Origin of the sequence: Curtobacterium sp. 260 (genome assembly GCF_030803485.1) — a bacterium.
Taxonomy (GTDB): Bacteria; Actinomycetota; Actinomycetes; order Actinomycetales; family Microbacteriaceae; genus Curtobacterium.
The window spans coordinates 89,195-113,882 of the sequence record NZ_JAURUY010000009.1 but is presented as its reverse complement, the minus strand read 5'-3'; the positions used below and the strand labels follow the sequence as shown (position 1 = coordinate 113,882).

General features: G+C 74.0%; 22 protein-coding genes and 2 tRNA genes. 17 read left to right on the top strand and 7 right to left on the bottom strand.

The features are described 5' to 3' along the window. Positions 1-88 precede the first annotated feature (88 nt). The 3 genes from J2X59_RS11665 to J2X59_RS11655 all read left to right on the top strand — a co-directional run bounded on the left by J2X59_RS11665 (position 89) and on the right by J2X59_RS11655 (position 3,715). The gene (locus J2X59_RS11665) at positions 89-1,429 is read left to right on the top strand and encodes a glycosyltransferase (protein WP_326496776.1); all 1,341 of its coding nucleotides are present in this window, start codon (positions 89-91) and stop codon (positions 1,427-1,429) included. A 502-nt stretch (positions 1,430-1,931) separates the two neighbouring features. Beyond that, a complete protein-coding gene (locus tag J2X59_RS11660) occupies positions 1,932-2,759 on the top strand; it encodes a glycosyltransferase family 2 protein (RefSeq protein WP_326496775.1) in 828 nt (275 codons plus the stop codon). Continuing rightward, positions 2,756-3,715, top strand: a complete 960-nt coding sequence (locus tag J2X59_RS11655) for a glycosyltransferase family 2 protein (RefSeq protein WP_326496774.1) — start codon at positions 2,756-2,758, stop codon at positions 3,713-3,715. The genes J2X59_RS11660 and J2X59_RS11655 overlap by 4 nt, the downstream gene beginning before the upstream one ends. 91 nt (positions 3,716-3,806) lie before the next feature. On the opposite strand, the gene J2X59_RS11650 is transcribed toward J2X59_RS11655, so the two are convergent. The 4 genes from J2X59_RS11650 to J2X59_RS11635 all read right to left on the bottom strand — a co-directional run bounded on the left by J2X59_RS11650 (position 3,807) and on the right by J2X59_RS11635 (position 7,978). Next, positions 3,807-5,348 (bottom strand): lipopolysaccharide biosynthesis protein, encoded by a 1,542-nt coding sequence (locus J2X59_RS11650; RefSeq protein WP_326496773.1) that lies wholly within the window; start codon positions 5,346-5,348, stop codon positions 3,807-3,809. Then, on the bottom strand, positions 5,345-6,250 hold the full coding sequence (locus J2X59_RS11645) for a beta-1,6-N-acetylglucosaminyltransferase (protein WP_066654888.1): 906 nt from the start codon (positions 6,248-6,250) through the stop codon (positions 5,345-5,347). The genes J2X59_RS11650 and J2X59_RS11645 overlap by 4 nt, the downstream gene beginning before the upstream one ends. A gap of 102 nt (positions 6,251-6,352) precedes the next feature. After that, complete coding sequence (locus J2X59_RS11640; protein WP_066654886.1) at positions 6,353-6,556, bottom strand: hypothetical protein; 204 nt, start codon at positions 6,554-6,556, stop codon at positions 6,353-6,355. Between the two features lie 75 nt (positions 6,557-6,631). Next, positions 6,632-7,978, bottom strand: a complete 1,347-nt coding sequence (locus tag J2X59_RS11635; RefSeq protein WP_326496772.1) for a glycosyltransferase — start codon at positions 7,976-7,978, stop codon at positions 6,632-6,634. A 102-nt stretch (positions 7,979-8,080) separates the two neighbouring features. Between J2X59_RS11635 and J2X59_RS11630 the strand changes: the two genes are divergently transcribed. The 3 genes from J2X59_RS11630 to J2X59_RS11620 all read left to right on the top strand — a co-directional run bounded on the left by J2X59_RS11630 (position 8,081) and on the right by J2X59_RS11620 (position 9,021). Continuing rightward, positions 8,081-8,713, top strand: coding sequence for an MBL fold metallo-hydrolase (locus J2X59_RS11630; protein WP_066654883.1), 633 nt, complete (start codon positions 8,081-8,083; stop codon positions 8,711-8,713). Positions 8,714-8,811: 98 nt separating this feature from the next. Then, positions 8,812-8,887 (top strand) — tRNA-Glu (locus tag J2X59_RS11625). Between the two features lie 58 nt (positions 8,888-8,945). Continuing rightward, positions 8,946-9,021: transfer RNA gene (locus J2X59_RS11620), tRNA-Glu, on the top strand. A 111-nt stretch (positions 9,022-9,132) separates the two neighbouring features. Here the strand turns inward: J2X59_RS11620 and J2X59_RS11615 are convergent. After that, positions 9,133-9,657 carry a MarR family winged helix-turn-helix transcriptional regulator gene (locus J2X59_RS11615; RefSeq protein WP_251155131.1) on the bottom strand — a complete coding sequence of 175 codons (525 nt, stop codon included), beginning with the start codon at positions 9,655-9,657 and terminating at the stop codon, positions 9,133-9,135. Positions 9,658-9,742: 85 nt separating this feature from the next. Here J2X59_RS11615 and J2X59_RS11610 point away from each other — a divergent pair, with 85 nt between their 5' ends. Beyond that, complete coding sequence (locus J2X59_RS11610) at positions 9,743-10,948, top strand: FAD-dependent monooxygenase (RefSeq protein ID WP_326496771.1); 1,206 nt, start codon at positions 9,743-9,745, stop codon at positions 10,946-10,948. Positions 10,949-11,002: 54 nt separating this feature from the next. Here J2X59_RS11610 and J2X59_RS11605 read toward each other — a convergent pair whose 3' ends face one another. After that, complete coding sequence (locus J2X59_RS11605) at positions 11,003-12,124, bottom strand: NAD(P)-binding domain-containing protein (protein ID WP_442781432.1); 1,122 nt, start codon at positions 12,122-12,124, stop codon at positions 11,003-11,005. Positions 12,125-12,324: 200 nt separating this feature from the next. On the opposite strand from J2X59_RS11605, the gene J2X59_RS11600 reads away from it, so the two are divergent. The 7 genes from J2X59_RS11600 to J2X59_RS11570 all read left to right on the top strand — a co-directional run bounded on the left by J2X59_RS11600 (position 12,325) and on the right by J2X59_RS11570 (position 19,597). Then, entirely contained in the window at positions 12,325-13,824 is a 1,500-nt protein-coding gene (locus tag J2X59_RS11600) for a pyridoxal phosphate-dependent decarboxylase family protein (protein ID WP_326496769.1), read from the top strand. Next, positions 13,821-15,329, top strand: a complete 1,509-nt coding sequence (locus J2X59_RS11595; RefSeq protein WP_326496768.1) for a lysine N(6)-hydroxylase/L-ornithine N(5)-oxygenase family protein — start codon at positions 13,821-13,823, stop codon at positions 15,327-15,329. Before J2X59_RS11600 ends, J2X59_RS11595 begins: the two co-directional genes overlap by 4 nt. Further along, positions 15,326-17,662, top strand: coding sequence for a GNAT family N-acetyltransferase (locus tag J2X59_RS11590; RefSeq protein WP_326496767.1), 2,337 nt, complete (start codon positions 15,326-15,328; stop codon positions 17,660-17,662). Before J2X59_RS11595 ends, J2X59_RS11590 begins: the two co-directional genes overlap by 4 nt. 84 nt (positions 17,663-17,746) lie before the next feature. Then, positions 17,747-18,154: a RidA family protein gene (locus tag J2X59_RS11585; protein ID WP_066654877.1), complete on the top strand. Its 408-nt coding sequence runs from the start codon at positions 17,747-17,749 to the stop codon at positions 18,152-18,154. Positions 18,155-18,159: 5 nt separating this feature from the next. Then, positions 18,160-18,609 (top strand): fluoride efflux transporter FluC, encoded by a 450-nt coding sequence (locus tag J2X59_RS11580; RefSeq protein WP_326496766.1) that lies wholly within the window; start codon positions 18,160-18,162, stop codon positions 18,607-18,609. Further along, positions 18,606-18,995 carry a fluoride efflux transporter CrcB gene (crcB, locus tag J2X59_RS11575; RefSeq protein ID WP_209682187.1) on the top strand — a complete coding sequence of 130 codons (390 nt, stop codon included), beginning with the start codon at positions 18,606-18,608 and terminating at the stop codon, positions 18,993-18,995. Before J2X59_RS11580 ends, crcB begins: the two co-directional genes overlap by 4 nt. Continuing rightward, entirely contained in the window at positions 18,992-19,597 is a 606-nt protein-coding gene (locus J2X59_RS11570) for a histidine phosphatase family protein (RefSeq protein ID WP_326496765.1), read from the top strand. Before crcB ends, J2X59_RS11570 begins: the two co-directional genes overlap by 4 nt. A 379-nt stretch (positions 19,598-19,976) precedes the next feature. On the opposite strand, the gene J2X59_RS11565 is transcribed toward J2X59_RS11570, so the two are convergent. Beyond that, entirely contained in the window at positions 19,977-21,044 is a 1,068-nt protein-coding gene (locus tag J2X59_RS11565; protein WP_066654869.1) for an FUSC family protein, read from the bottom strand. Between the two features lie 204 nt (positions 21,045-21,248). Here J2X59_RS11565 and leuC point away from each other — a divergent pair, with 204 nt between their 5' ends. From leuC to murA, 3 genes are read left to right on the top strand one after another with little or no spacing between them, the layout of a single operon-like run. Continuing rightward, positions 21,249-22,721 (top strand): 3-isopropylmalate dehydratase large subunit, encoded by a 1,473-nt coding sequence (gene leuC / locus J2X59_RS11560; protein ID WP_251159671.1) that lies wholly within the window; start codon positions 21,249-21,251, stop codon positions 22,719-22,721. Beyond that, a complete protein-coding gene (gene leuD, locus J2X59_RS11555; protein ID WP_326496764.1) occupies positions 22,721-23,317 on the top strand; it encodes a 3-isopropylmalate dehydratase small subunit in 597 nt (198 codons plus the stop codon). Before leuC ends, leuD begins: the two co-directional genes overlap by 1 nt. Further along, a complete protein-coding gene (gene murA, locus J2X59_RS11550) occupies positions 23,317-24,684 on the top strand; it encodes a UDP-N-acetylglucosamine 1-carboxyvinyltransferase (protein WP_066654865.1) in 1,368 nt (455 codons plus the stop codon). Before leuD ends, murA begins: the two co-directional genes overlap by 1 nt. Positions 24,685-24,688 lie beyond the last annotated feature (4 nt).

Genomic DNA, 24,688 nt, shown 5'->3' with positions numbered 1-24,688 from the left:
ACGCACGGTCGCGTCCGCTCCTGCGGGGGAACCGCAGGCTCCGCGCGACCGCGTTGACGCCACCGCCGGGCCCGACGACGGTGGTCCCATGACCTCCACGCCGCCGCGACCGTCGTCGTCCCGCCTCGTGCTCGAGCGCACGATGGCGAGCCCCGAGCCGCCCACCTGGCCGGGTGCGGTCTGGGTCGGCGCCGTCGACGCGCACGAGGTCCCCGACGGCGACGACGCGATCCCGCTGGCGGACGCTGCCGGTCACCGGACGGCGCGGCTCCTCGTCCGTGCGGGCACGTCGCCCCGGGGCTTCGTCGACCTGCCCGTCACCGACGGGGCGGTCGACGCCACCGAGCTCCGCGTGGCCGTCGACGCGCTGCCCCCGGCCGAGCACCCGCCCGTGCCGGTGCGGCTCCCGAGCACGACCGTCGTGCTCTGCACCCGCGACCGCGCCGACCAGCTCGCCGACGCCCTGCGGTCGGTCCTCGCGCTCGACCACCCCGACCTCGAGGTCGTCGTGGTCGACAACGCGCCGTCCGACGACGCCACCCGTCGACTCGTCACCGCGCCCGGCACCGACCCGCGCATCCGGTACGTGCTCGAGCCGACGCCCGGACTGTCCAGCGCGCGGAACGCCGGTGTCCGCGCCGCCCGTGGCGAGGTCGTCGCGTTCACCGACGACGACGTCGTGGTCGACCGCGGGTGGCTCCGTGCCCTCGCGTCCGGCTTCGCCCGCGGGGAGGACGTCGTGTGCGTCAGCGGGCTCGTGGCGAGCGGCGAGCTCCGCACGCCGGCCCAGCGCTGGTTCGACGAACGGGTGACCTGGTCGCGGAACCTCACGCCGCGGGTGTTCCGACTCACCGCCCCGCCGGCGGACCGGCCGCTCTTCCCGTTCTCGGTGGGCGACTACGGCACCGGGGCGAACTTCGCGATGCGCCGTGACGCGGTGCTCGCGCTCGGGGGCTTCGACGAGGCGCTCGGCGTCGGCACCGCCACGGGCGGCGGCGAGGACATCGACGTCTTCGCCCGCGTGGTGCTCTCCGGCGCGGCCCTCGCGGTCGAGCCCTCCGCCCTGGTCTGGCACCGGCACCGCGCCGACGTCGCCGCACTCCGCACCCAGGCGGTCGGGTACGGCACCGGGCTCGGGGCGTGGCTGACGAAGACCGCCCTCCGGCCACGGACGCTCGGGATGGCGCTGGTCCGCGCGCCCGGCGCGGTCCGGCACCTGCTCGCCGGGCCGGCGGTCCCCGCAGCGGACGTCGCCAGTGGGCCGGCGCGCTCCGACACCGTCCCCGCAGCGGGTGACAGCGCCTTCGACCGCGAGGTCGCCGCGGTGCGCGGCGTCGAGCTCCGCGCCGTGCTGCGGGGTGTCGGTCGCTACGCGCGGTCCCGTCGCACGGTGCGCGCCCGCTCGGCTGCCGCCCGCCGGACCTCCTGATCCGGCACGCGGTCCGACCGCGTGCCGACCGGGAGGCGCGCCGTGCGCCCGCACCGCGGGCTGCGGCCCGGCCCGGTACCGGACCGCAGCGACCGTCGCGCGGCCGCACCACGCGCCGCGACCCGACCACGTGCGGGACGTCGGACGAACGGTCCACCCGTCCGACCCCTCCCGGTCGCCACGTGGCGCGTCGGGCGGTGCGTCGGAGCGTCAGCACGTGCCTCCCGGCCGCCGTGCCCGCACGAGCCGTACCCGCACGATCCGCACCCGCTTGCGGGATACCGTACGCGCGGTCGCGGCTGCCGCAACGCACCCCGCGCCGCGTTGACCGGTGACCACGGCGCGGACGAAGGTGGGACGGCCGCGGGAACGGCGTACCCCCGTCCCCGCGGCGAGAGCACCCCACCCGCCCCACGGACCATCCCCACACGTCCCACCGGCGCCCACCCAGCGCCGGACCGACGGGACACGACCCACGCAGCCTGAACCCGACAGGAGCACCATGAGCACCACCGTCCGACCCCGAGACCCCCGTGTCTCGGTCGTCATCCCCGCACGCAACGAGGCGCGCAACCTCGAGATCATCCTGCCGATGCTGCCGCCCGTGCACGAGGTGATCCTCGTCGACGGGAACTCGGTCGACGACACCGTCGCGACCGCGCGGCGCCTGATGCCGTCGATCACGGTCGTGCAGCAGACCCGGAAGGGCAAGGGCAACGCACTGGCCTGCGGATTCGAGGCGGTCACCGGCGACGTCGTCGTCATGTTCGACGCGGACTGCTCCGCGGACGCCGCCGAGATCCCGCGCTTCGTCGACGCCCTCGTCGCCGGTGCCGACGTCGCCAAGGGGTCCCGGTACGCGCCCGGCGGCGGCAGCGACGACATCACGGTGATCCGGGGCCTCGGCAACAAGGGGCTCAACATCATCTCGAACCTGCTGCTCGGTGCGCGGTACACGGATCTCTGCTACGGCTACAACGCGTTCTGGGCGGACACGCTGCCGACGGTCGGTCTGCTGTCCTCGACGCTCCCGCAGCCCGCCGACGGGTCGATGCGGTGGGGTGACGGCTTCGAGATCGAGACGATCCTGACGTGCCGGTGGTCCGCTGCCGGCTTCGCGATCACCGAGGTCCCGAGCCACGAGAAGCTCCGCGTGCACGGCACGAGCAACCTCAACGCCGTGAGCGACGGGATCCGCGTCCTCACCTCGATCATGCACGAGCGTCGTCGCGCCGGCGAGGTCGCCGGCCGCGCTCGTCTCGCGCCGGCGCCGGTGCGCGCCCGCGCCGTTGCGGAGCCGGTGGCCGTCCTCGACGAGGAAGCCGCGTGAGCCTGCCCACGGTCACGGTCGTCATCTGCGCCTACACCCAGCAGCGCTGGGGCGACCTGCAGGCAGCCGTGGAGTCGGCGAAGCGGCAGCCCGAGGCCACCGAGGTCGTCGTCGTGATCGACCACGAGCCCGAGCTGCTGCTCCGCGCCGCGGCCAGGTGGCCCGAACTGCGGGTCGTCCCGAACGCCGAGGAGCGCGGCCTGTCCGGCGCCCGGAACACGGGCGTGGCACTCGCCGCGTCCGACGTCGTGGCCTTCCTCGACGACGACGCCGCGGCCGACCCGGACTGGCTGATGCACCTCGTCGAGTCCCTCGAGCTGCCCGACGTCGTCGGGGTCGGCGGCCGCGCGACCCCGTCGTGGCCGGACACCACCGGTGCCGGACCGTTCCCGGACGAGCTGCTCTGGATCGTCGGCTGCAGCTACACCGGGCTGCCGACCGAGGCCGGCGACGTCCGGAACGTGATCGGGTCGAGCATGGCGTTCCGACGGGACGTCCTGCTCGCCGCGGGCGGGTTCCGGTCCGGCATCGGTCGGGTCGGCAACCAGCCGCTGGGCTGCGAGGAGACCGAGCTCTGCATCCGGATCGCCCAGATGCGCCCGGCGGCCCGGATCCGCTACGAGCCGCGGTCGAACGTCTCGCACCGCGTGTCGGCCGACCGGGTGTCGATGCGGTACGTCCGTCGTCGCAGCTACTACGAGGGGATCTCGAAGGCCGTCCTGAGCCGACGGGTCGGTGCGCGGGACTCGCTCTCGAGCGAGGGCACCTACCTGACCCGGGTGCTGCCGGGGGCGCTCCTGCGCGAGCTCGGGGCGGTCGGCCGTGGTGGTGGTGTCCGTGCGCTCGCGATCGTGACGAGCGTCGTCGCCACGGTGACCGGGTACGCGGTCGGGCGGACGTTCGGCGCCGTCGTGGTGCGGGCGGCGGCGCCGGCTCCGGAGCCCGTCGCGGTCTGACCCCGGCAGACGCAGGCCCCCGGTACCCCGAGCGGGTACCGGGGGCCGCGCGCGTGCTGCCCGGGCGGGCGTCGGTGCGCGCGGGTGCAGGTCAGCGCGAGCCGCCGCGGGCCGCCCGGAGCCGCTGCAGGAACCAGGGCAGGCAGGCGACGACGCCGACGATGCGCACGACGTCCCAGACGGCGTCCTGCGAGGCGAGCAGGGAGGCCGCAGCCAGGAGCACGGCCGGCACCACGACGAGGGGGACCCGGCGGGCGGGTCCACGCCACAGCCTCCGGTCCCGCAGCGCGGCCTGCTGCAGCACGGCGAGCAGCGCGTACGACAGCACCGTGGACAGCGCGGCGCCGGCGATGCCGAGCGGTGGGACGAGCAGCAGGTTCGCGCCGACGTTCACGGCGGCGGCGGTGGCGGCGATCACCCCGACGGCGACACCGCGGCGCTCCACGACGAGCAGTCGTCCGGTGGCGCCGCTCGCGACGACCGGGAAGGCCGTCAGGGCGACGACGAACACCACGACCGACAGCTCCTCGACCCGGTACGAGGGCGGTGCCAGCACCGGGAGCGCGACCGGCGACACGAGGGTCACGGCGAGGAGCACCGGCGCGAGGAGCAGGTACAGCTCGTCACGCGCGTGCATCGCGAGGCGCCGTCGTGCGGCGGCGTCGCGGAGCGCGGCGAAGTGCGGCGCCCACGCGCTGTTCGTGAAGGTCAGGAGCAGGACGACCGCCGAACCGACGACGTAGGCGATCTGGTAGCGGGCCACCTCGTCGGGTCCGAGGAGGCGCTGCACGACGATGCGGTCCCCGGCGTTCAGGACGAAGTAGGACAGGTTGCCCAGCGCGATCGGCACGCCGAGCCGGAAGGCGCGTGCCGTCGTCGCGTGGTCGACCAGCCCCCGCAGGCGCGGGCGGACGGCGACGACGCCGATCACCATCGCCACGCCCTGCGCGACCACGCCGCCCCAGGCGTAGGTGGTCGCGTCGGCGTGCACGAGCACGAGGAGGCCGAGGCCGATGACCGAGCCGCCCACCGACGACAGCAGACTGGTGACCGCGAAGACGCGGATCCGGTCCTGCGCCACGAGGAGCGCCAGCGACGTCTGCACGACCGCCGCGGGCAGCGTCCAGAGCACCGCGACCAGGAGGAGCGGGTGCTCGCCGACGAAGCCGGCCGCGTCACCCCACGCCGGCAGCGACCCCAGCGCCGCGAGCGTGACGAGGGTCGCGAGGACGGCACCGACCGGCACGAGCCCGCGGGCCCGACGGTCGTCGCCGTCCTCGGCGCGTTGCAGCACCGCCGCCTGGTCGAGTCCGGCCACGGCGAGGACGCCGAGCGCCTGGAAGAGCGCGATGGCGGACGCGAGCACGCCGAACTCCGACGGCGGCAGCAGGTGCGCGAGGACGGGGGAGACGAGCGAGCTGACGACCAGCTGCATGGACCAGACGACCACGTAGAGCATGCCCCGGCCGAAGAGCGCCGAGGCACCCGTGCGGACGGCGGTGCTGCCGGTGTCCGGACCGCCGGAGTCCGTGCCGGCGGTGCTCCTGGTGTCGCGGGTACGGGCGACGTGCCGCCCGGCGCGCCGCACCGTCGTCGTCCGCGTCGCACTCCCGGTGTCGGACGGGACGCTCACGGCGCGGTGGCCCCGGCGGGACGGTGCGCCCGCAGGCCGACGGCCGCGTCGACGAGGTCGAGCAGGTCGGCGCTGCGGCTCGTGGAGAACTTCCGCGCGAACAGGTACGGCGGCTGGTCGTCCGGACCGGTCCAGTGCTCCAGCAGGCGTCCGGCGTCCGGCGTCCCGAGCCACGGCGGGCTCTTCATCCGGGTACCGTCCCACCCGATGTACCAGAGCGGGTGCTCGAGGTGCTCGTCGGCGAACCCCGGGACGAGTGCGGGGGAGTTCAGGATCGAGGCCACGAGCGACTCGTCGGCGATCCACACGCGGCGCCAGAAGCGCACGAGGTCCGGGCGGGCGTCCACGACGTCGACCACGGCCTGCGCGTGCTCGCGACTGATCAGCTTCACCTGGGACCCACCGGTCAGGACGACCCCACGCGGCAGCCGACGCGGCACCGGCAGCCGCAGCATGTGCTTGCGCCACGCCCAGTGGCGGTAGCGGAACCGCGACCAGCCCCCGCCGCGCCAGTCCGGGTGCGGGAGCGGGTGGGTGACGAGGAACGAACGACCGGGGTGGCGCCCGAGCACCGCGCGCACCTCGTCGGCGGTGGCGAGCGGGTAGTCGCTCCCCGTCAGGACGGCGATGTGGCTCGCATCCGTCCCGGCGAGCGCGGCGCGGTACCCGGCGAGCTCCGCTGCTGCGTTCTCCCACCGCGCCCATCCGGTGCGCCGGCGGTCGAGCAGGTGGACGCGCGGCGGGAGCCCGTCGGTCATCGCGTCGTGCGCGGCGTCCGGAGTGCGGACGTCGCAGTGCAGGAAGACGGGGAAGGGGTCCAGCGCCTCGAGGAGTCGGCGGACCTGGGTCGGGTCCTCGTGTGCGAGGACGACGCAGGCGAGCTCCGCGGTGGGGGTGGGCATGCGAGCGACGCTAACTCCGGCCCCGGAGCCCGACAAGGAACCGCCGGGGCGGCTGCGGGGATGCAGCGGTTTCCCGCACGCGGTACCGCTCGAGCGCGGCGGTCAGCCCCGGCGACGGAAGCGCGGGCAGTCGCAGAGCGCGCAGTCCGAGCCGCGTCGGTAGTGCTCGTGCGCCTCCCGCTGGTGGCCGCACGCGCACGTGGCGGCGTCCGTCGCGCTCGGCGCGACGAGGTGCAGCACCGGCGCTGGACCCGTGGCGTCGTCCGCCGGGACGTCACGGCGCTCGGTGTCGGTACCCAGCAGCATGCGCCCTCCTCGCGCCCGACGCAGTCGTCGGGACGTGACCGATCCTACGGTCACGCGTGGCGCCGCGCCCCGGGGTCACCCGGCGAGGGGACGTCCCGCCCTGACGGCGCGCCAGCGTCGACGACTGCGGAGCCATGCGGACGGTCCTGCGGGGAACCCCCGGAGCTCGTGGTACGCCAGCGACCGCGGCACCGGTGTGCTCGCCGGAGCCGGGAGGGTCGGGTCCGCGGCCCGTCGGTGGTCGGCGCCACGGCCGCGGAACAGGGCCGCGGCCGCGACCCGGGCCTTCGCCGTCGCCGCGAGGGGGACGAGCCGAGCGAGGACGGCGACGTGTCGTCGGTCCCGGGCCACGAGTGCGCAGAGCAGGGCGGCGAACCCGACGCCGTTGCCGTGCAGCTGCGCGTGCAGCTCCGCGACGGTCCGGCGGTGCCGGTGGTGCACGACGGCGCGGGGTTCGAAGCCGATGCGTCCGCCGCGCCAGAGGGTCTCGACGAACATCGCCAGGTCCTCGCCGCCGCGTGCGGGGGACCCGGCGCCGAGGGTCGGGTCGAACCCACCGACCGACTCGAGCAGTGTCCGGCGGAACGCCATGTTCGCGCCGGCGCCGTACGCACCGACGCCGTACACCGGGAACCGTCGCCGGACCGAGCCGTCCGGTCGCACCGCGGCCACGCGGGCGAAGCGCATCGCGCCGGGCACGTCCTCGGGGACGATGGTCACCGGCTCGAAGGAGCGCTCGCCGCTGAAGCCGCCGTAGTACGCCTCGTACCAGACCTGCGCGGGCGTCGCGAGCTCGGTCGGCAGGACCACGCCGACGACGGCGTCGAGCTCCGGCTCACGGACGAAGCGCTCGCCGAGGGCACGGAGCCAGCGCGGGTCGACCTGCACGTCGTCGTCGGTGAACGCCACGACCTCGCCACGTGCCGCAGCGACCCCCGCGTTCCGCCCGGCGGACAGCCCGGGGCGCCGTTCCTCGACGAGTCGGACACGGCGTCCCGCGAGCAGGGCCGGCAGCGGGTCGTCCTCCGGGACCCGGACACGGTTGTCGACCACGATGACCTCGTGCTCCGGGTGGTCGTGGCGCTCGAGGGCGTCGAGCAACCGACCGAGGCCCTCGACGCGGTCGACCACGGTGGACACGACGACGGAGACCGACGGAAGGTCGTCGTCGTGCACGGGGGCCGGCGCGGTCGGGGTGGTCCCGGACGACGATGCGGCGAGCGCCCGCAGCACCCGCGCGGCGTCGGACGGGTCGGCCGTCAGCGTCAGCCCGGCCGTGCAGACGGGGTACCCGTCGCGGCGTCCGACGACGAGGGCCTCCGTACCGGTCCCGTCGGCGACGAGCTCCGGCAGCGCGGCGTCGAGGTCGACGTGCACGACGCGCCGGGGTCCGGGCAGGGCGACGGCGGTGGTGGTGGCCATGTCCCGGACGCTACGGGCACGCATCGACCTCCGACAACGGCGTGCCAGGACCGTGGCGGGACCGGTGCGGAACCCCGCAGCCACGCGCGTAGGGTCGCCCGCATGGAGGTCACCAAGCTCGAGCATGCGTGCCAGGTCGTCACGAAGGACGGGGCACGGCTCGTCCTGGACCCCGGCGGGTTCACCCGCCCGGTCGACGTGACCGGGGTCGTGGCCGTCGTCGTGACGCACGAGCACCCGGACCACGGCACCCCCGAGCAGCTGCACGGGATCCTCGACCGGAACCCGGACGCGGTGGTCCTCGGGCCGTCGGGCGTGGCCGCGGCGCTCGCCGACGCGGGCATCACGGTCGAGGTGGTCGGCGACGGTGACCACCGCGAGGTCGGCCCCTTCACGCTCGACCTGCACGGCGCGCGGCACCAGCGCATCCACTCCTCGGTGCCCCTCGTCGACAACACCGGGGTGCTGGTGGACGGTCGTCTCTTCCACCCCGGGGACGCGTACACGGTGCCCGGCGTCCCCGTCGAGGTCCTCGCTGCTCCGGTCGGCGCACCGTGGCTCAAGGTCGAGGAGATGATGGACTGGATCGCCGCGGTCGGTCCGCGGCGCGCCTACCCGGTGCACGAGGCGACGCTGTCCGAGATCGGCTTCGCCATGCACACCGACCGGCAGCGCGAGGCGCTCGGGGACGGGGAACTCGTCGTGCTCCGGCCCGGCGAGTCGCTCACGATCTGAGACGCTGCGGGTCCGCCCGGAGGCGCGGCACACCCGGGCGACACGCCCCGTTTTGGCAGCGTGCGCGCGTTGTGCCATACTTATCGGGTTGTCGGAACGGCCCCATCGTATAGCGGCCTAGTACGTCGCCCTCTCACGGCGGTAACGCGGGTTCGAATCCCGCTGGGGTCACCACAGGTGGCTAGCCTCCGAGTCCGACAACGAGTGTGTCCCGCTCTCGAGCGGGGCGTGCGGCCCCATCGTATAGCGGCCTAGTACGTCGCCCTCTCACGGCGGTAACGCGGGTTCGAATCCCGCTGGGGTCACCACACCCGAGAACCCCTCCGAGCTCCGGCCCGGAGGGGTTCTCGTCGTTCGCGGCGATGCAGTGCTCTCGGGGATGCGGAGCCCGTCGCTCCCGGCGAGGCGCCGCCCGTCGATCAGTGGGCGGTCGCGGTGGTCGAGCCACCGTTCCGACGCGCCGCGAGGCGCGTGTTCGCCGCGGTCGCCGCCGTCGTCATCCGCGCGAGGAACCGCAGTGCGGCCCGGAGCTCGGCGGGGTCGCTCTCCCGGAGGGCGCCGGCGATCTCGCGCCCGGCGAGCGCGAGGAACGCCTCGTTCGCAGCCCGCGCCGCGGCGGTCGCGCGCAGGGTCACCCGCCGGCGGTCCGTGCTCTCGCGGTGGCGGGTCACGTGCCCTGCCGTCTCGAGCCGGTCGACGAGCACCGAGGTCGCACCGGAGGTCATGCCGATCTGCCGGGCGAGCTGCGCGGGGGAGAGCGGCTCGCCTGCCTGCTCGGCCCACAGCACCTGACCGAGGGCGTTCGCATCCGTCGTCGACATCCCCATCCACACGCCGAGGTGCCGGTCGAGCTCCTCGAACGCCACGGCCCAGTCCCGGAGGTGGTGCATGACGGCGACCTCGTCGTCCTGCCAGTCCGTCGTGAGCGGGTCGATGTCGGGCATCCAGGTTCCTCCACAGTCAAGTCGCTTCACTGTAAAGCACGAGCGGTCGGTCCCAGCCGACCGCGCAGCACACGAGGAGCAGGACATGTCCGCACCACACGCAGTGATCTCGGGAGCGAGCATCGCAGGTCTGTCCGCCGCCTGGTGGCTCCGGCACACCGGTTGGGACGTCACCGTCGTCGAACGGGCTCGGGCCTTCCGTGACGGTGGGCAGAACGTCGACGTCCGCGGCGTCGCGAAGCAGGTGCTCGAGCGGATGGGGCTGACGGATGCGGTCCGTGCCGCGAACACCACCGAGACCGGGACCGTCCTGGTCGACACCGAGGGACGGGTGACCGCGACCCTGCCCGAGGGGCCGGACGGCGCGACCGCCGAGCTCGAGGTGCTCCGGGGCGACCTGGCCCGCACGGTCCGCGACGCGCTGCCCGACGAGGTGCCCTTCGTCTTCGGTGAGCGGATCACTGACGTCGACGACACCGCGCTCGGACACGTCGCCGTCACGACGACCTCCGGTCGGACGCTCCGAGCGGACCTGCTCGTGGTCGCCGAGGGTGTCCGGTCGACCACCCGGGCGCTGGTGTTCGACCACCCGGGCGACGTCGCCGAGCGGGACCTGGGCGTCACGATGGCGTTCGGGACGATCCCTCGGACGGACTCCGACGACCGACGGTGGCGCTGGTACAACGCCGTCGGTGGACGCCAGGTGCACCTGCGCCCCGACCCGTACGACACGACCCGCGCGATCCTGGCCTGGGCCGGCGACGACGACGGGGTGACCGGCGCCGAGCGCACGGGGGTGCAGGCGGGGCTCGAGGAACGGTTCGCCGACGCCGGGTGGCAGTCGCGCCGTGTGCTCGACGGCTTCGCGACGTCGGACGACGTCTACGTCGACCGGCTCACCCAGGTGCGGATGCCCGTCTGGCGACGGGGCCGCGTGGCCCTCGTCGGCGACGCGGCGTGGTGCGTCACGCCCATGGGTGGAGGAGGCGCGTCGCTCGCCCTCACGAGCGGGTACGTGCTCGCCGCATCGGTCACGGGTCGCTCCTCGGACCGTGCGGACCTCGACCGTGCGCTCGCGGCGTTCGACGACTGGATGCGACCGCTCGTGGACGACGTGCAGGGCATCCCGCGCGGGATCGTCCGGTTCGCCTACCCCCGGACCCGGCTCGGGCTCGCGCTCCGCCACGTCGCCGACAGGGTGCTGCTCGAGGGGCCGCTGCGGGGCCTCGCGGCGAAGGCCACCCGCGTCGCCGAGACCGACCGCGAGCTCCCGCCGGTCCCGGTGGCCTGAGGCTGTTCGGCGGCACCGCTCGGCGAGACGCTGATCGGGTCCGGGGTCCGGCGGTCAGCGCTCGACGTCGGCCCTCGGCGGTCGACCGTCCCCACGGGCGCCCTCGTGGGTGTCGAGCCAGCGGTCCAGGTCGCGGGCGGCGGCCCGACCCGCGCGGTTCGCCCCGACGGTCGACTGCGACGGGCCGTACCCGACGAGGTGCACGCGCGGCTCGTCGGTCACCTGCGTACCGGCGACCGGGACACCGCCGAGCGGGCCGCGCAGGTGCATCGGTGCCAGGTGGTCGAGGTCCGCGCGGTACCCGGTCGCCCAGAGCAGGACGTCCACCGAGGTGTCGGTGCCGTCGGCCTCCACGACGCCGTGCGGTCGGACCCGCGTGAACATCGGCCGCCGCTCGAGCACACCGCGCCGAGCGGCGTCACGCAGCACGCCGGTCCAGATCAGTCCGGTGTACGACACGATGCTCGCCGGCGGTCGACCGGCCCGGACGTCGGCGGCCACGCGTCGTTCCACGTCGACGCCGTCGACCTCGTGGACGAAGCCGCCCGGCAGGAACACCGGTTCGCGCCGGGTGTACCAGACGGTCGAGGTGACGAGGCTGATCTCCCCGAGCAGCTGCACCGCGGAGATCCCGCCGCCGACGACGGCCACGCGCCTGCCGCGGAAGTGCTCGGCGTCGACGAAGTCGCGACTGTGCAGCTGCTCGCCGAGGAAGGACGCGGCACCCGGCACGTCCGGGACCACCGGGGTGTCCCACGTGCCGGTGGCGTTCACCACGGCGCGCACCAGCCACGAGCCGTGGTCCGTGTCGAGACGGAGTGCCCCGTCGGGGCGGTCGTCGACCGGGGTCACCGACCGCACGCGGACGGGCCGCAGCACCGGGAGGGCCTCGCGCGCCTCGTGGTCGGCGAAGTAGCGGGGGACCGCGGTGCGGGCCTCCTCCGCGGGGTCGACGGGTGGGAGCGGTGTGCCGGGCAGATCGTGGATGCCGTTCACCGTGGCCATGCGCAGCGACGCCCACCGGTGCTGCCACGCGCCTCCCGGCCGCGGGTTCGCGTCGAGCACGACGACGGTCCTGCCGGCCGGCCCGCCGCGGTCCCCGGCGCCGGACACGGCGCGGAACCCGCGTCGGCGCAGGTGGTGCGCGACCGACAGCCCGGCCTGCCCCGCGCCGATGACGGCGACGGTCGCGACGGCGTCGACCGCCGCGACTGCATCGGCGGTCGCGTCCGCGTCGGCGTCGGCGGCGGACGGAGGGCAGGTCACCCGGCGAGCGTACCGGGGCAGGCCGGGTCAGGCCGAGCACGACAGAACGACCGGTCTTCCCCCGGGTGCGACTTCCGTTCCACGGCTGAGTGAGGTTAGCCTTACCTAACGTGAACAGCTCCACGCCATTGCTCGAACTCCTCACGTCCGACCGCTCCGACCGGTACCGCAGCGTCGTCCGGGGCGCGGTCGACCGGACCGCCGACCGACTCGCGACCGTCACCGCGCCGACCACCGACACGCCCGCCGCCGTCCTCCGGCAGCGGATCGCGGCGGTCGACCTCGACCGGCCGCTCGGGTCGACCGAGGCCGCCGTCGCCGAGGTCGACGACCTCTTCACCGCGGAGGCCGTCTGGTTCCACGACCCCGGCTACCTCGCGCACCTCAACTGTCCGGTGGCGGTGCCGGCGGTCGCTGCCGAGGCGGTCCTCGCGGCGGTCAACCCGTCGGTCGACACCTGGGACCAGTCGCGGATCGGCACCGAGATCGAACGTCGGACGGTCCGGTGGGTCACGGACGCGATCGGCTTCCCGACGGGGGACGGGGTCTTCACCTCGGGTGGGACGCAGTCGAACCTGCACGCCCTGCTCCTGGCGCGCCAGGCCGCGACCGCACCGCTCCGCGCGGGAGACCGTGCGCACCGCTCGCCGACACTCGACGACCTCGTCGTGTTCGCCACCGCGTCGAGCCACTTCAGCGTCCGGAAGTCCGCGATGCTGCTCGGCCTGCCGGAACGTGCCGTCGTCGACGTCGCCGCCGACGCAGCCGGCCGGATGCGACCGGACGCCCTCGCCCACGCGATCGCCGACGCCCGGCGCGAGAGCCGGACGCCCGCGGCCGTCGTCGCGACCGCGGGCACGACCGACCGCGGCTGCATCGACCCGCTCGAGGCGATCGCCGACGTCTGCGACCTCGAGGACGTCTGGTTGCACGTCGACGCCGCGTACGGCTGTGGCCTGCTCGTGTCCCCGACCCGCCGACACCTGCTCGCCGGCATCGGACGAGCGCGGAGCGTCACCGCGGACTTCCACAAGTCGTTCTTCCAGCCGGTGTCGTCGAGCGCGCTGCTCGTGCGGGACCCGGAGGACCTCCGCCGGGCCTCGTGGCACGCGGACTACCTCAACCCCGAGGACGCCGACGAGCCGAACCAGGTCGACAAGTCCCTGCAGACCACCCGGCGGTTCGACGCGCTCAAGCTCTGGGCGACCCTCCGGGCGAGCGGCGCCGAGGCGATCGGACGGGCCTTCGACGCGGTGCTCGACGTCACGGAGCGGGTGCACGAGCACGTCGCGGCACACCCGGACCTGGTGCTCGTCGCGCCGACGCAGCTGAGCACGGTGCTCTTCCGCTGGCAGCCGGACGGGGTGTCGGACGCCGAGGCCGACGCACTCGTCGCGCCGCTGCGCGCGGCCCTGCTCGCCGAGGGTCGGGTGCTCGTCGCGAAGACCGTGATCGACGGCCGTCCGTGCAGCAAGCTCACCCTGCTCAACCCCACCACGAGCACGACGCAGGTCGTCGCGGCGCTCGACCACGTGGTCGACACCGCGGCACGCCTGCACGCCAGCGGCGTCCCCAGCACGGCCGGCACGACGACGGGAGCAACCCGGTGACCACCAGCACCAGCACCACCAGCACCAGGACCAGCGACACCGGCACCAGGACCAGCGACACCGGCGACGGTGTCGGCCGCGTCCTCGACCTGGTCGGGATCGGGATCGGCCCGTTCAACCTCGGGCTCGCCTGCCTGACCGACCCGATCGACGACCTCGACGCCGTGTTCCTCGACCAGGCCGACGGCTTCGCCTGGCACCACGGCATGATGCTCGACGACGCCACCATCCAGGTCCCGTTCCTGGCCGACCTCGTGACCATGGCGGACCCGACGTCGCCGTTCTCGTTCCTCGCCTGGCTCAAGGAGACCGGGCGGCTCTACCCCTTCTTCATCCGCGAGGACTTCCACCCCCTGCGCGTGGAGTACGACGCCTACTGCCGCTGGGCCGCCGAACGGCTCGACACGCTGCGTTGGGGCCGTCGGGTCGTCGCCGTCGAGCACGACGAGGACACCGACCTGTTCACCGTGCACGCCGAGACCCCGAGCGGGTCCGAGCGGTACGTCGCCCGGCACGTCGTGCTCGGGATCGGTACGGAACCCGCGGTGCCCGAGGCGCTCCGCGACCTCGACGGACCGGTCGTGCACTCCGCGGGGTACCTGCCGGCGCGTGACGCGCTCCGGAGCGCCGACTCGATCGCCGTGGTCGGGAGCGGGCAGTCCGCGGCCGAGGTCTACCGCGACCTGCTCGAGGGCATCCGCGACGGCGGCTACCGCCTCGACTGGATCACCCGATCGCCCCGGTTCTTCCCGATGGAGGACACCAAGCTCACGCTCGAGATGACGAGCCCGGAGTACACCGACCACTTCCACGCCCTGCCCGGCGAGGTGCGAGACCGGCTCGGTCGCGAGCAGCGGGGGCTGTACAAGGGCATCAGCGCCGACCTGGTGGACGAGGTCTACGACACGCTCTACCGGATCAGCGCCCGCGGGCCGGTCCCGACGACGCTCCGGACCGACACCAGCGTCGTCGCGGCTGCGTGGCTGCCCGAGCGGGACCGCTTCCGACTGACCCTCCGACACGCGCAGCTCGGCACCGCGGCGGTGCACGAGGTCGCCCGGCTCGTCCTCGCGACCGGGTACCGACCGCGGGACCCGGACTTCCTCGCCCCGGTCGAGCACCTCGTCCGCCGCGACGACCGCGGTCGGTTCGCCGTCGCACGCGACCTGCACGTCGACACCCTCGGCGGCCGGATCTGGGTGCAGAACGCCGAGGAGCACACGCACGGTCTGACCGCCCCCGACCTCGGGATGGGGGCGTGGCGGAACGCCTCGATCATCCGCTCCGTCACGGGGCGGTCCGTGTACGGCCTGGAGGAGCGGATCGCCTTCCAGGAGTTCGGCCTGCCCGGTGGACGGCCGGTTCCGGACGCTGCTGCCGACACCGGAGCGGCCGCTGCGGCCGGCACCGTGCCGGACGCTGCGGCCGGTCCCGTCGCCGACGCCCCGGCGAGCGCCGTAGCCGCGGCAGCCCGCCGGACCGCGACCGCCGGGGCCGCGTCGTGAGCGCCCCGGCGACCGTCGCCGCACGGGCGGACGCGACCACGGGCCTCCCGTCCGTCCACCCGGTGGTCCCGGACCGCGACGCCGCCGTCGTGCAGGCGTGGCTCGCCGCCCCGGCGTCCTCGTGGTGGGCGATGTCCGACCACGACACCGACGCGGTCCGCACGTACCTCCGTTCGGTGCAGGAGGACCCGGCGCAGGCGGGGTGGGTGCTCCGGTGGGAGGGTGAGCCCGTCGCGTACGCGGAGACCTACGACCCGGCGGTCGTGCTGCTCACCGACGTGTGGGACGCGGAACCGGGCGACGTCGGCATGCACCTGCTCGTCGCTCCGCCGCCCGACGAGGGACGTGTCCACGGGCTGACACGTGCCGTGATGCGAGCGGTGGTCGAGCACTGCCGCGACGCCCTCGGCGCGCAGCGGGTCGTCGTCGAGCCGGACGTGCGCAACACGGCGGTGCAGCGGAAGAACGCCGAGGTCGGGTTCCGTGTCCTGCGCGAGGTCGACGTCGACGGCAAGCGCGCGCTGCTGTCGGTCCTGGACACCGGCCGGATCGGCACGCCCGACGACGACGGACCCGCCGCGCACCTGCGGCCGGAGCACCTCGAGCCGGCCGAGCGGCACCTCGTCGCCAAGGCGATCGCGGAGTTCACGCACGAACGGTTGGTCGCCCCACGGCCCGACGGTGCGGGCTGGGTGCTCGACGCCGGGGACTCGACCTACCGCTTCCGCGCGCGGGTGCACACGCTCGAGCACTGGGTCGTCGAGGAGGCCTCGCTCACCCGCAGCCGCGCGGGCGTCCCGGCGCCGCTCGATGCACAGGACCTCGTGCTCGCGCTGCACGAGCAGCTCGGGATCCCCGACGCCCTCCTCGGGACGTACCTGGAGGAGATCGCCTCGACGCTCGCCAGCGCCGCGGCGAAGCACCGGCGCGGCGGCCCCTCCGCCGCGCAGCTCGCCCGCGGCCGGTCGGACGGCGACGTGGTCGCGGGGTTCCAGGACGCCGAGGCCGCGATGACCGAGGGACACCCAGCGTTCGTCGCCGCGAACGGGCGGATCGGGTTCGGGCTCGACGAGTACCGCGCGTTCGCCCCCGAGTCCGGCGGGCGCTTCCGGTACCGGTGGCTCGCAGCCCGTCGTGAGCACACGCACCTGGCGCTCGCCGCGGACCGGTCCGAGCACCAGCACTGGGACGCCGAGCTCGACGCGTCGACGGTCGCGCGCTTCCACGAGGTGCTCGACCGACGCGGGCTCGACCCCGCGGAGTACACGTGGTTCCCGGTGCACCCCTGGCAGTGGCAGCACCGGATCGCGGTGACGTTCGCCCCGGACCTCGGGCGGCAGGACCTCGTCGACCTCGGCGAGGGGCCGGACGACCACCAGCCGCAGCAGTCGATCCGCACCGCGTTCAACCGTTCCCGGCCGGAGCGGTCGTACGTGAAGACGGCGCTCGCCGTGCAGAACATGGGGTTCCTGCGGGGGATGTCACCGGCGTACATGCGGACCGCGCCCGCGGTGAACGACTGGGTGGCCGACCTCGTGGGGGCCGATCCGGTCCTGGCCGACGCCGGCTTCGGGGTGCTCCGCGAGCACGCGGCGATCGGGTACACGGGGGACGTCTGGCACCGGATCGGGGCCGTGCCCGCACAGCAGGGCGCGCCGCAGCGGAAGATGCTCGCGGCGCTCTGGCGGGAGAGCCCGGTGCCGCGCCTGCTGCCGGGGGAGCGGCCGATCACCATGGCGGCGCTGCTCCACCGGGACGCGAGGGGGCGGTCGGTGGCTGCTGCGCTCGTCGCGGAGTCGGGGCTCGACGCCGCGTCGTGGGTCGAGCGGTACCTTCACGCGTACCTCCGCCCCGTCGTGCACTGCCTGACCGAGCACCAGCTGCTGTTCATGCCGCACGGCGAGAACCTCGTGCTCGTGCTGCGCGACGGTGCGGTGTCCCGCGTGTTCATGAAGGACATCGGGGAGGAGGTCGTGGTCGTCGGGGACGTCCCGGTGCCCGCCGGGATCGAGCGGATCGTGCACCCGGTCGACGACGACGAGGCGGCGCTCGGGGTCTTCACCGACGTGTTCGACGGGGTGCTCCGGTACCTCGCGGCGATCCTCGACGACGACGGAGTCCTGCCGAGCAGGGTCTTCTGGCGGCTCGTCGGCTCCTGCGTGGACGACGCCGCGGCGGGACGGGCGCGGCCGATCGACCTCCGCGTGCCGGACTTCGAGCACTCGTGCCTCAACCGGCTGCAGCTGCGGAACACCCTGCAGATGGTCGACCTGTCGGCGCAGACCGACTCGCTCATCCGCGCCGGCCGCACGGCGAACCCCGTCGCACGCTGAGGGTCCGCTCACACGGGCGGCTCCGGGCCGGTCCCGCGGGCGGCGGGCACGCTCCCGCGGGTCCGGTCGTGGCAGGCTGGCAGGGTGACCAGCGCCGTGCAGCTCATCCGCTCCGACCGACTCAGCTCCGTGGCGGAGTACGCGTACGCCGCCACCGCGCCTGCCGGTGCCCGACTGGTGTTCCTCGCCGGGGCCTGCCCGCTCGACGAGCAGGGTCGCACCGTCGCCGTGGGGGACCACCGTGCCCAGGCCGCTCGGTGCATGGCCAACCTCGAGACGGCGCTCGCCGCGGCCGGCGCCGGACTCGGCGACCTCCTGCACACCCGCGTGCTCGTGGCGTCGTCCGACCGGGCCGACCTCGTCGCCGCGTGGGAGGTCGTCCGGGCCGCGATGGGGGACCACGACGTGCCCAGCACGCTGACGGGCGTGACCGTCCTCGGCTACGACGACCAGCTCGTCGAGGTCGAGGGCGTGGCCGCCCTGGTGGACTGACGTCCGTGGACTCCCGCACGACCGACCGGCCCCCGCACCTGCGCTGGCGGTACCTCGGACTCGTCGCGCTCGGCGGTGCGATCGGCACCGGGGTGCGGGCTGCGCTCGCCGCAGCGTTCCCCGCGGTGGACGGCATCAGCTGGACGATCCTCGGCATCAACGTCGTCGGAGCGTTCTGCCTCGGGGTGCTCCTGGAGGCACTCGCGCACGCGGGTCCGGACCTCGGCCGACGTCGGGCGCTCCGCCTGTTCGTCGGCACGGGCGTCCTCGGTGGTTTCACGACCTACTCGACCCTCGCCGACGACACCGCCCGGCTGCTCGACGTCGGGCACTGGGGCGCCGGCGCCGGGTACGCGCTGCTGTCGGTGGTGCTCGGGCTGGCCGCCGCGGCAGCGGGAGCGTGGGTCGCCGGCGCTCGGCGCTCCCGCGGCGCTCGGAGCGGGGGTGCCCGGTGACCCTGCTCGGACTCCTGCTGGTCTCCCTCGGCGGCGGGGTCGGCGCGGCGCTGCGCTGCTGGCTCGACGGCACCGTCAAGGCCCGGGTGGACGGCACCGCGCTCGGACGCTTCCCGCTCGGCACGCTCGTCATCAACGTCACGGGATCGCTCGTGCTCGGGCTCGTCACCGGGCTCGGGGAGACCGGCGCCCTCGGCCCCTCGGTGGTCGCCGTGCTCGGGACGGGCATGATGGGCGGGTACACGACGTTCTCGACGGCGAGCGTCGAGACCGTGCAGCTCCTCCGATCCGGCAAGACCAGGACCGCCGTCCTGAACGGCCTCGGGATGCTCGTCGTCTCGGTCGGCGCAGCTGCGCTCGGCCTGCTCATCGGAAGGAACACATGACCTCGGAACGCCCCGGCGAACTCGTCCTCGTCCGCCACGGAGAGACGGAGTGGTCGAGGAGCGGTCAGCACACCGGCCGCACCGACATCCCGCTCACCGACGAGGGCATCGAGCAGGCGAAGCGCGCCGGCCGGTACCTCGCCGACCGCACCTTCGCGCTCGCGCTCTCGAGCCCACTGCAGCGCGCGCGGGACACCGCTGCGCTCGTCGGCGTCGACCCCGAGCTCGACGAGGACCTGTACGAGTGGGACTACGGCGCGTACGAGGGCCTGACCACCCCGCAGATCAAGGTCAAGCGGCACGGCCCGTGGGACCTCTGGACCGACGGGGTCCCTGCCGGCGACACCCCGGGTGAGAACGCCGCCGAGGTCCGGGTCCGCGTCGAGCGGGTGCTGAACCGCGTCCGTCCGGTCCTCGCCGAGGGCGACGACGCGATCGTGGTCGCGCACGGACACGTGCTCCGCGCGCTCGGTGCCGCCTGGATCCGCCTCGCGCCGCAGGACGGAGCCGTCCTCAAGCTCGGCACCGCCACCGTGAGCTCGCTCGGCTACGAGCACGGCCGCCCCGTCATCGACTCCTGGAACGTCGCCCCGCGCGACTGAGGCGCGCCCGCTGGCGCGTCCTGCTCCCGCACGGCCCGGGGCACGTTGCGCCACGTGTTCCCGCGGCGCGACGTGCTGGCGGCTGTGCGCGTGACAGGCGACCCGGTTGCGGTCGGGAGGCGCGGTGCGGGCTGACCACGCGCCTCCCGTCCGGCGCGCGCTCGCTGGTGCGTCCTGCTCCCGCACGACCCGGGGCACGTCGCGCCACGTGTTCCCGCGGCGCGACGTGCTCGCGGCTGTGCGCGCGACAGGGCGCGGCACCGGCGCGGCGCGGCGCGGCACCGGCGCGCCGCGTCGGCGCCGCGCCGCGTCCGCGCCGCGCCGCGTCCGCGCCGCGCCGCGTCCGCGCCGCGCCGCGTCGGCGCCGCGCCGCGCCCCGTCAGACGGTGCGGATCGCGCTCGTCGCGCCGAGCGGCCGACCTCGTCGACGCTCGACGAACCGCCCGACCACCAGGAGCGCGACGCTCACGAGCGCACCGAGCAGCGTCTGCGCGATGCGGTCGAGCGCGAGGAGCTCCGGCGCCTCGGGCAGGCTCAGCCACGACACGGCGAGCGCGAGCGGCGTGAGGAACAGCAGGGTCACGGCGTAGTGCCGCGCGACGAAGATCTCCGCGAAGAACTGCCCGACGACGGCGATCACGACGATCCACCAGACGCTCGGCTCGAGCAGCAGGATCCCCACGGCCACGACCGTGCCCCCGACGGTGCCGACCACCCGCTGCCAGGCGCGACGCAGCGTGTGCCGCTGCCGGAGCGCGGGCAGCGTCGACACCACAGCGATCACCGCCCAGTACGGGTGTCCGAGCCCGGGGATCGTGACGGCGACCGCTCCGGCCACGACGGACCCGACGACGTTGAGGGCGACGGTCTCCCGCAGCGCCGGCGTGCGCAGGACGTCGAGCGTGCGGTGCTTGCGTGCCGCCAGCGGCCGGAAGCGGTGCGGTGCCCGCGGGTGCAGGAGTCGACGGAGCACCGCGCCCGACATCGCCACGAGCCACGCCCACGCGACCGAGCCGACGATGATCAGCAGGACCGTCGGCAGGTCGGCGGGCCGCAGCGGGACGAGCGAGGAGACGACGAACGCGAAGACCGGGAAGATCGGCTGCGCGGGGATCGTCTGCAGCGCCGTGAGCGTGCACACGGCGACGACGAGCACCACCACGAGCCCGACCGCCTGCAGCCACAGCGGGTGCCCGAGCAACGCGACGCCGATGCCCGCGAGCATGCACGCCGCCTGGAGCGCGCCGGCGACGCCGGTCGTGACGGCACGCTGGCGGTACGGCTCGGTCGCGCCGAAGATCGCCGTGAACCCGGCGAACATCGCGAACGCCGCGTAGCCCGGCATCCCCAGGGCGATGAGCAGCGCGAGCGGTGCGCCGCCCGCGATCGCGGCGCGGGCTGCGCCCTCGAGGTTGGTGGTCCGGGTCGAGTGCGCAGGCGTCGTCATGTCGTCACCATCTTCCCACCGCGACGGGTGTCGCCGACGCGGGTCGCCTCGTCCGGACCACACCACGGCCGGACGGGAGGCGCGTGGCGGTGCCGCGCCGCGCCTCCCGTCCGTCCCGGCCCGCATTGGTATACCAAGCTGCTAGACTCGCCGGACCGAGCCGCGAGAGCGGTGCCGCAACGTCGATGAGGAAGGGCCGGGCCGATGGGAAAGACGCTCGCCGAGAAGGTGTGGGACGACCACGTCGTGGTCAAGGGCGAGGACGGGAGCCCGGACCTCCTCTACATCGACCTCCACCTCGTGCACGAGGTCACGAGCCCGCAGGCCTTCGACGGCCTCCGCCAGGCCGGCCGCCCGGTGCGTCGCCTCGACCTGACCATCGCGACCGAGGACCACAACACCCCGACCCTCGCGATCGACCGGCCCATCGCCGACCCGACGAGCCGCACGCAGATCGAGACCCTGCGTCGCAACTGCGAGGAGTTCGGCGTCCGTCTGCACTCCCTCGGTGACAAGGAGCAGGGCATCGTCCACGTGGTCGGCCCGCAGCTCGGCCTGACGATGCCCGGCATCACCGTCGTGTGCGGGGATTCGCACACGTCGACCCACGGTGCGTTCGGCGCGATGGCGTTCGGCATCGGCACGAGCGAGGTCGAGCACGTCCTCGCCACCCAGACCCTGCCGCTGAAGCCGTTCAGGACGATGGCGATCACGGTCGAGGGCACCCTGCGCCCCGGCGTCACGGCGAAGGACATCATCCTCGCCGTGATCGCGAAGATCGGCACCGGCGGCGGGCAGGGCTACGTGCTGGAGTACCGCGGCTCGGCGATCCGCTCGCTCTCGATGGAGGGGCGCATGACGATCTGCAACATGTCGATCGAGGCCGGTGCCCGCGCCGGCATGGTCGCCCCCGACCAGACCACCTACGACTACGTGCAGGGCCGCGACCACGCGCCGACCGGTCAGGACTGGGACGACGCCGTCGCGTACTGGGACACGCTGGCGACCGACGACGACGCCGTCTTCGACGCCGAGGTCTTCATCGACGCGGACGAGCTCGAGCCCTTCGTCACGTGGGGCACGAACCCCGGCCAGGGCGTGTCACTGTCCGAGACGGTCCCGGACCCCGCGGGCTACAGCGACCCGAACGACCAGGCCGCCGCGCAGCGTGCGCTCGAGTACATGGACCTCGAGGCCGGCACACCGATGAAGGACATCGCGGTCGACGCGGTCTTCATGGGGTCCTGCACGAACTCGCGCATCGAGGACCTCCGGGCCTTCGCGTCGGTCATCCGGGGACGGAAGAAGGCGGACGGCGTGCGGGTCATGGTCGTGCCGGGGTCCGCCCGGGTCCGGCTCGAGGCCGAGGCCGAGGGGCTGGACAGGGTCTTCACCGACTTCGGCGCGGAGTGGCGGTTCGCCGGCTGCTCGATGTGCCTCGGCATGAACCCCGACCAGCTCGCACCGGGGGAGCGGTGCGCGAGCACCTCGAACCGCAACTTCGAGGGGCGGCAGGGCAAGGGCGGCCGCACGCACCTGGTGTCGCCGCTCGTCGCCGCCGCCACCGCGGTCCGGGGCACGCTGTCGAGCCCGTGGGACCTGGAGACCGACGACGCGATCGCGACGGTCACCGACGACACCGCCGCGACGGCAGCGACCGCTGAAGGAGCCAACTGATGGACAAGATCACCGCCGTCACCGGAATCGCCGCGCCGCTGCAGCGCTCGAACGTCGACACCGACCAGATCATCCCCGCGGTCTACCTCAAGCGCGTCACGAAGACCGGCTTCGAGGACGCCCTGTTCGCCGGGTGGCGCCAGGACCCCGACTTCGTGCTCAACCAGCCCGTGTACCAGGGGGCGCAGGTGCTCGTCGCCGGCCCGGACTTCGGGACCGGGTCGAGCCGCGAGCACGCGGTCTGGGCGCTCCGCGACTTCGGCTTCCGCGTGGTGGTGTCGAGTCGTTTCGCGGACATCTTCAAGGGCAACGCGGGCAAGCAGGGTCTGGTCACCGCGATCGTGACCGAACCGGAAGTCGAGGCACTCTGGGCCGAGATCGCGGCGAACCCGGGCATCGAGGCGACCGTCGACCTGGTCGCGCAGCGCGTGTCGCTCGGCGCGGTGGACGTGCCCTTCGAGATCGACGCCTACACTCGTTGGCGGTTGATGGAAGGGCTCGACGACATCGGGCTCACCCTCCGTGACGAGTCCTCGATCACGGAGTTCGAATCCCGCCGCTCCCGATGGCGGCCGAAGACATTGCCGGTGAAGTAGTGAACTCCCTCGTACAGGACGCAGCAGCAGCAGGGGCCCGCGTCGGCCTCAAGTCGGACGAGATCGTCATCCGGGGCGGCAAGCCGCTCGTGGGGCGCATCGAGGTCCGCGGCGCGAAGAACCTCGCGACCAAGGCGATGGTCGCCTCGCTGCTCGGCGACACCCCGTCGATCCTCAAGGACGTGCCGGACATCTCCGACGTGAAGGTCGTCCGCGGCCTGCTCGAGGTGCACGGTGTGCGGATCACGGACCCTGCACGAGGCGAGCTCATCCTCGACCCGGCGAACGTCGAGTCGGCCCACTTCGCCGAGATCGACGCCCACGCCGGCTCGAGCCGCATCCCGATCCTGTTCTGCGGTCCGCTGCTGCACAAGCTCGGCGAGGCCTTCATCCCCGACCTCGGCGGCTGCCGCATCGGCGACCGTCCGATCGACTTCCACCTCGACGCCCTGCGCGCGATGGGTGCCGTGGTCGACAAGCAGCTCAACGGCATCCACCTCACGGCCCCGGACGGTCTCAAGGGTGCGAAGATCGAACTGCCGTACCCGAGCGTCGGGGCGACCGAGCAGGTCCTGCTCTCGTCGGTCCTGGCCGAGGGCGTCACCGAGCTCCGCAACGCGGCGATCGAGCCCGAGATCATGGACCTCATCGCGATCCTGCAGAAGATGGGCGCGATCGTCACGGTCGAGCCGAGCCGCACGATCTTCATCGAGGGCGTCGAGTCGCTCCGCGGGTACACGCACCGCGCGATCAACGACCGCAACGAGGCCGCGAGCTGGGCCTCCGCCGCGCTCGCCACCAACGGCGACATCTTCGTCGAGGGTGCCGACCAGCAGGACCTCATGACGTTCCTCAACGTCTTCCGCAAGGTGGGTGGCGGGTTCGACATCCAGGAGGACGGCATCCGCTTCTACCGCGAGCGCGAGACCCTGCGCCCGGTCGTCGTCGAGACAGACGTCCACCCCGGCTTCATGACGGACTGGCAGCAGCCGCTCGTCGTCGCGCTGACCCAGGCCGAGGGCACGAGCATCGTGCACGAGACCGTGTACGAGAACCGCTTCGGCTTCACCGACGCCCTGAACGAGATGGGTGCCGACATCGTCGTGCACAAGGAGGGGCTGCCCGGGCACGACCGCCGTGTCGCCCGCCGCCCGTTCGAGCAGGCCGCGGTCATCACCGGCCCGACGACGCTGCACGCCGCGAACGTCCGCGTCCCCGACCTCCGCGGCGGCTTCAGCCACCTCATCGCCGCTCTGACGGCCGAGGGCGAGTCGCACATCACGAACGTCGGCATCATCAGCCGCGGGTACGAGCACTTCATCCCGAAGCTGCGCAAGCTCGGCGCCGACTTCGACTTCGCGGGTTAGGCGC